Origin of the sequence: Halorubrum sp. Atlit-26R (genome assembly GCF_003666015.1) — an archaeon.
Lineage (GTDB): Archaea > Halobacteriota > Halobacteria > Halobacteriales > Haloferacaceae > Halorubrum.
On record NZ_QPLT01000257.1, the window covers coordinates 1 to 659 of the forward strand.

The 659-nt window shown below is 65.9% G+C and carries 1 protein-coding gene; it reads left to right on the forward strand.

Annotation, left to right across the window (positions count from 1 at the left end):
* Nucleotides 1–554, forward strand: a 554-nt coding sequence (locus DVK07_RS20440) for a ParA family protein (protein ID WP_158603210.1), incomplete at its 5' end; no start/stop codon positions are given.
* Nucleotides 555–659 lie beyond the last annotated feature (105 nt).

A 659-nucleotide genomic window follows, 5' to 3' on the forward strand; every position in this document is an offset into this window, starting at 1 on the left:
ATCCGAACGCAGTCGAGACTGCGACCTGGGTCCTCGAGTCGATGACGCAACTGGTGACGCCGGCGACGATCGGGAGCGACGCCCACGGGTACGGCCTGCTCGATGACGCCGTCGCTCGCGTCGACGCCGAGTACGACATCGTGATCGTCGATGCCCCGCCGGGCCACAACCCGATGTTCAAGAACGCGCTGTACGCGGCGCCGAACCTGATCGTGCCGGCGACGGCGGAGGCCTCCTCGAAGGGGGCGGTCGATCGGCTGTTCGACGAGATCGCGGCGTTCGAGACGGACACCGGCCGCGAGATCGACGAGATTGCGGCCGTCACCAACCGTATCCGGATGTCGACGAATGCCGCTGACGAGATGACGGCGATCCTCGCAGAGGTCTTCAACGACGTCCCCGTGTACGAGATACCCGAGCGAGTCGCGCTATCGTACGCGTACGTCGCCGGTGAGTCTATCTGCGAGCACCAGCCGGATGCTGACGTCACCGAGACGTTCGGGCAGCTGGGCGACCACATCATCGAGGCGTTCGATCTCAAGGTGACGGCATGACCGACGACACCGACGGTGACGGCCAGCAGGACGAGGAGCTCGACGAGGAGACACAGAACCGGATCGAGCGCGTCCGGGGGAAGCGTGACTCCCGGCCGAGTCGTC